This window comes from Cellulomonas citrea, assembly GCF_009829685.1.
Classification (GTDB): Bacteria; Actinomycetota; Actinomycetes; order Actinomycetales; family Cellulomonadaceae; genus Cellulomonas; species Cellulomonas citrea.
Map to the genome: position 1 here is coordinate 1 of NZ_VWSD01000176.1, position 5,438 is coordinate 5,438.

Consider the following 5,438-nt stretch of genomic DNA (forward strand, 5'->3'; position numbering starts at 1 on the left):
ATCGCGCAGCTTCTCGCGCAGCAGATAGGCCGTGAACGGCGTGGCGTAGATCGGCGCCTTCAGGCGCGGCCACAGCCAGCCGACCGCGCCGATATGGTCTTCGTGCGCGTGGGTCAGGACGATGCCGAGAATGTCGTCGGCATGCTCCTCGATGAATTCCGGGTCGGGCAGGATGATCTCGAGGCCCGGCGTGGTCTGGTCGCCCCGCCCGGTGGCGGCCCGTCGGCACCGGGGCAGGGCGGGCACGCGAGGCACCGAACCGGCGCCGACTGACCTGGTGCACGGCCGGGTGGAGCGGGCACCTGGTTCAAGGAGTGGGCTGCGCCACACGTCGTCGACGAGGGTGGCCTACGGTGACATCCGTGACCGATACCCCCTCACCGTCCCGGGGCCTGGCCCGTCACGAGGTTCCCGAACCGCTGCGCAACGATGTCCGCCTGCTCGGCGAGTTCCTCGGCCGGGTGCTGCGCGAGTCCGGTGACCCCGGGCTCTACGAGGACGTCGAGGCGCTGCGCGAGCTGTCCATCCGGGCGCACGACGACCCGGGCTCGGACGCCTTCGTCCAGGCGGAGGCCTTGGTCGCCGGGCTCGACCAGACCCGCGCCGAGCAGGTGGCCCGCGCGTTCACGTGCTACTTCCACCTGGCGAACCTCGCCGAGGAGTACCACCGGGTGCGGGTGCTGCGGGAGCGGGAGTCGGCCGCCAGTGCGCACGAGCTCATCCCCGACGACTCGTTGCAGTCCGCCGTCGTCCAGCTCACCCGCGAGGTCGGGCGGGAGGAGGCGCTCGAGCGGCTGCGCCGGCTGGAGTTCCGGCCGGTGTTCACGGCGCACCCCACCGAGGCCCGGCGCCGGTCGGTCGCGCGGTCCATCCGACGGATCGCCGAGCTGCTCGTCGAACGTGACGCGCTGCACATCGGCGGTACCACGCTCGCCGAGAACGATCGCCGGCTGCTCGCCGAGGTGGACACCCTGTGGCGCACCTCGCCGCTGCGCGCCGCCAAGCCCACCGTGATCGACGAGGTCAACACCGTCCTGTCGGTCATCGACTCGACGCTCATCGACGTGCTGCCCCTGGTCTACCGGCGGCTGGACGACTGGCTGCTGGACGGCGACGCCGGTCTGGCCGCCCCGATCGTGCAGCCCTTCGCGCACGTGGGCAGCTGGATCGGTGGCGACCGTGACGGCAACCCGAACGTGACGCCCGAGATCACCCGGCAGGCCGCGGCGCTGGCCGGTGAGCACGCGCTCGACGCCCTCGAGGCCTCCGCGCGGCGCACCGCCCGCGCGCTCACGCTCGACGCGACCGGGACACCGCCCTCGCCCGAGCTGCTCGCGCTGTGGCGTCGTCAGCGGGCCCTGGCCGACGAGGCCACCGCACGCGCCGTGGTGTCCGCGCCGGACGAGCCGCACCGTCGGGTGCTGCTCGTCGTCGTCGAGCGGATCAGGGCGACCCGGGCCCGTGACGCCGACCTGGCGTACACGAGCCCCGACCAGCTCGAGGAGGACCTGCTCGTCGTGCAGCGCTCGCTGGTCGAGGCCGGTGCGCGCCGCGCCGCGTTCGGCGACCTGCAGCGCCTGCTGTGGCAGGTGCGGACCTTCGGCTTCCACCTCACCGAGCTCGAGGTGCGCCAGCACTCCCAGGTGCACGCCGCGGCCCTGGCCGACATCGAGGCGCACGGCATCGACGGTGAGCTGCAGCCGCGCACCGTCGAGGTGCTCGACACGTTCCGCGCCATCGGGTACGTGCAGGGGCGGTTCGGGCTCAAGGCGGCCCGCCGCTACATCGTGTCGTTCACCCAGGCGCCCGAGCACCTGGCCGCGGTCTACCGGCTGGCCGAGCTCGCGTTCGCCGATGCGGACGCCCCGGTCATCGACGCGATCCCGCTCTTCGAGACCTTCGCCGACCTGCAGGCCGCGGTGGAGATCCTCGAGGCGTCGCTGCAGATCCCCGAGGTGCAGCGCCGGCTCGCGGCCAACGGTCGGCGGATGGAGGTCATGCTCGGCTACTCCGACTCCTCCAAGGACGTCGGGCCGCTGTCGGCCACCCTCGCCCTCGACGAGGCGCAGCGGAAGATCGCCGACTGGGCGCGCCAGCACCACATCGAGCTCACCTTGTTCCACGGCCGGGGCGGGGCCCTGGGCCGTGGGGGCGGTCCCGCCAACCGTGCGGTGCTCGCCCAGCCGCCGGGGTCGGTCGACGGGCGGTTCAAGCTCACCGAGCAGGGTGAGGTCATCTTCGCCCGGTACGGCGACCCGGTGATCGCGACCCGGCACGTCGAGCAGGTGGCGGCGGCGACGCTGCTGGCGGGCTCCCCGGCGGTCGAGGAGCGCAACGCCCGCGCCAGCGAGCGGTTCGCCGACCTGGCCGGGCGGCTCGACGTCGCCTCGCGCACCCGGTTCCACGAGCTGGTGCGCACCGACGGGTTCCCCGAGTGGTTCGCCCAGGTGACCCCGCTCGAGGAGGTCGGGCTGCTGCCGATCGGCTCGCGCCCGGCGCGGCGTGGGCTCACGGTGTCCTCGTTGGACGACCTGCGTGCCATCCCGTGGGTGTTCTCCTGGTCGCAGGCCCGGATCAACCTGGCCGGCTGGTACGGGCTGGGCACGGCGCTGGCCGCCGTCGACCTCGACGAGCTGCGCGAGGCGTACGAGCACTGGCCGCTGTTCGCCACGGTGATCGACAACGTCGAGATGTCGCTCGCCAAGACCGACGAGCGGATCGCCGCGAGCTACCTCGCCCTGGGCGACCGCGACGACCTGGCCTCGCTCGTGCTCGATGAGATGCGGCTGACCCGTCGCGGGGTGCTCGCCACCACCGGTGAGGTCGGCATGCTGGAGCGGCGGCGCATCCTCGGACGCGCCGTGCAGCTGCGCAGCCCGTACGTCGACGCGCTCTCGCTGCTGCAGCTGCGGGCCCTGCGTGCGCTGCGCACCGGGGTCTCCGAGGAGACCAAGCCCGATCTGCAGCGACTGCTGCTGCTCACCGTCAACGGCGTCGCCGCCGGTCTGCAGAACACCGGCTGACCGGTCCCGGCCTGGCACTGGCCCCGTCTGGCTCCGGCCGGGCGGGGCCGGTGCGTTCTCGGGGGACGGCAGTCTGAGCCGGGCCGTGGGCTCGGGCCTGTCGAGGGCTCGTGGCTCAGGGCTCCGGCAGCGAGATGACGGCGGGCGGCACCGTGCCGTCGGCCAGGGCCTGCAGCACGAGGCGCTCGTGCGGGACGACGTCCTGCGGCAGGGCGTGCAGGTCGAACCAGGCCATCGCCGCGGCCTTGTCCGGTTCGCGCAGCGTGGGCTCGCCGGTCCAGCGGCGCACCTCGAAGAAGACGTCGAGGCGCTGCTCGACGGCCGGGCCGCCGGGCTGGAACCGGTGGATCGCGGTGAGCGGCACGAGGTCGGCGGCCTCGATGCGGACCCCCGCCTCCTCGGAGGCCTCCCGGCAGGCGGCCTCGTGCACCGACTCGCCGGGGTCCACATGACCGGCCAGCGTGGCCCACCAGCCGTCCCGGTACCCGGTGCCGGCGCGGCGGAGCAGGAGCACGTCGTCGTCGCGGCGCAGCACGACGTAGGCGGCGGCCACGAGCAGCGTCCGGCCGGCCAGGTGGTCGTCGGGGGAGTAGCGCTCGGGCCCGGTCATGGTGTCCCTCAGCTCTGGGCCGTGGCGGTGAGCGCGGTCCGCAGCGCGAGGGTGTCCTGGTCGGTCCAGCCGTCCGGGTGGGCCACGGCGGCCCAGCCGTCGGCGTACTCGGCCGCGTAGTTGTGCCCGTGCCCGAACGGCGCCCCGCCCGCGACGAACAGATCGATGGTGATCTGCCAGAACGAGACGATGGGGTGCCAGGTCACTTCGGGCAGCACATCGGACCCGCGCGGTTCGCGCAACCAGTCGGGGCGGTGGAACAGCAGGTCGGGCGACCACCAGACGACACCGTCGGACGGGTGCTGCACGTAGACCACGCGGGGGCCGTCCCAGCGGGTGCCGAGCGCCTGCAGCTCGGTCCCGTCCGCGTCGAGGTCACCCAGCCACCGCACGTGGGCGCCGCCGTCGAGCACCGGGCGGATCTCCGGGGAGCCGGGGTCGCGCTCGGCGGTGAGCGTGCCCCACAGCGTCGTGAACCCGGGGGTGCCGACCCACAGCGCGCCGTCGGTCCGGGTGAGCACGTCGTCGAGCGAGGTGAAGGCGCTCTGCGAGCCGAACGAGCCGAGCGAGATGCCGTAGACGTAGAGCTTGGGGCGGTGACCGGCCGGCAGCTGCAGCCACCGGGTGCGCACCGCGTCGAGCAGCGCAACCCCCGCCTGACCGGGCGTCGTTCGGTCGCCGACGAAGCTCACCCAGCTCGGCAGGTACGAGTACTGCATCGCGGCGATGGCGGTGTCGCCGCCCCACAGCAGCTCGAGCGCACGTGCGGACGACGGGTCCACCCAGCCGGTGCCGGTCGTCGTGGTGACGACGAGGGTCGACCGGTCCCAGGCGTCGGTGCGGTCCAGCTCGGCGACGACGTTGGCCGCGACACCGGTGAGGTCGGGGGCACTCGTACGGCCGGCGTAGACCCGGATCGGCTCGCGCTCGGCGCGCACCAGGCCGATCGAGGCGTCGAAGTCCTTGAGCTGGGCCAGGGTCGGCCCGGTCGAGACGAAGTGCCGGCCTTCGCGTCCCAGGGTGTCCCAGGCCTGCGTCGAGGCGGGTGACCCGCTGCGCTCGGCGAGCGTGGGCTGGACATTGCCGGGGAACGTCTCGTCGTCCAGGGTCGCGAAGCTGCGTTCGAGCGTCGCCTTGCCGATCTCCACGACGGCGCCGTTGAGCACCATCGTGGCCACGACCGCGACGGCGGCGACGGCCAGCAGCCGGGACACCACGGCGGGCAGCCAGCGCCCGATGAGCCGGGCGAGCCGCCGGGAGACCACGCGCAGCCCCCGGGAGATGAGCAGCAGCAGGAGGGCGAGGACGAGCGCGGTGACGAGCGTGACGAACGAGCCCACCGAGGCCGGCTGCTCCATGCCCATGATCGTGCGCAGCTCGCGCTGCCAGCTCGCCGACCACCACAGGGCGGCCACGAGCGCCGGCACGGTGACGACCGCGAGCACCCGCCAGCCCCATCGCCGCCAGGTGGCCGGCACCCGGACCCGCGGTCCGAGGACGCCGCGTCCCAGGGCGAGCGCACCGGTGGTGAGCCCGTACCCGATGACGGCGCACACGCCTCCGGAGGCGCCCTGCAGCAGGGCGCTGCGCGGGGTGAGCGCCGGCCCCATCGCCTGGGTGAAGAACAGCAGCCCGACGGCGAGCCCGGGCCCGTCGAACCGTGCCAACCAGGGACGCGCCCGCTGCGACCACCACGTGCGTGCGGCGGGTCGCAGGTGCGCGGACGGCGCGGAGGTCGCAGACATGGCCGTCCTTCGCTCGCGGGTCGGGGCGCGCCGAACCTAGCGCAGCGGACGGCGCCGGGC

Annotated in this window: 4 protein-coding genes; 1 reads left to right on the plus strand and 3 read right to left on the minus strand. The window is 73.9% G+C overall.

The annotated features are described in order from the left end of the window. On the minus strand, nucleotides 1–246 hold a 246-nt coding region (locus F2B26_RS14250; protein WP_235929688.1), incomplete at its 3' end, for an MBL fold metallo-hydrolase. Between the two features lie 116 nt (nucleotides 247–362). Between F2B26_RS14250 and F2B26_RS14255 the strand changes: the two genes are divergently transcribed. Beyond that, nucleotides 363–3,023, plus strand: a complete 2,661-nt coding sequence (locus tag F2B26_RS14255) for a phosphoenolpyruvate carboxylase (RefSeq protein ID WP_235929689.1) — start codon at nucleotides 363–365, stop codon at nucleotides 3,021–3,023. A 115-nt stretch (nucleotides 3,024–3,138) separates the two neighbouring features. Here the strand turns inward: F2B26_RS14255 and F2B26_RS14260 are convergent, their stop codons facing one another. Then, complete coding sequence (locus tag F2B26_RS14260) at nucleotides 3,139–3,633, minus strand: NUDIX hydrolase (RefSeq protein WP_159810493.1); 495 nt, start codon at nucleotides 3,631–3,633, stop codon at nucleotides 3,139–3,141. An 8-nt stretch (nucleotides 3,634–3,641) separates the two neighbouring features. Continuing rightward, nucleotides 3,642–5,378, minus strand: a complete 1,737-nt coding sequence (locus F2B26_RS14265; protein WP_159810495.1) for an alpha/beta hydrolase — start codon at nucleotides 5,376–5,378, stop codon at nucleotides 3,642–3,644. Between the last annotated feature and the right edge of the window lie 60 nt (nucleotides 5,379–5,438).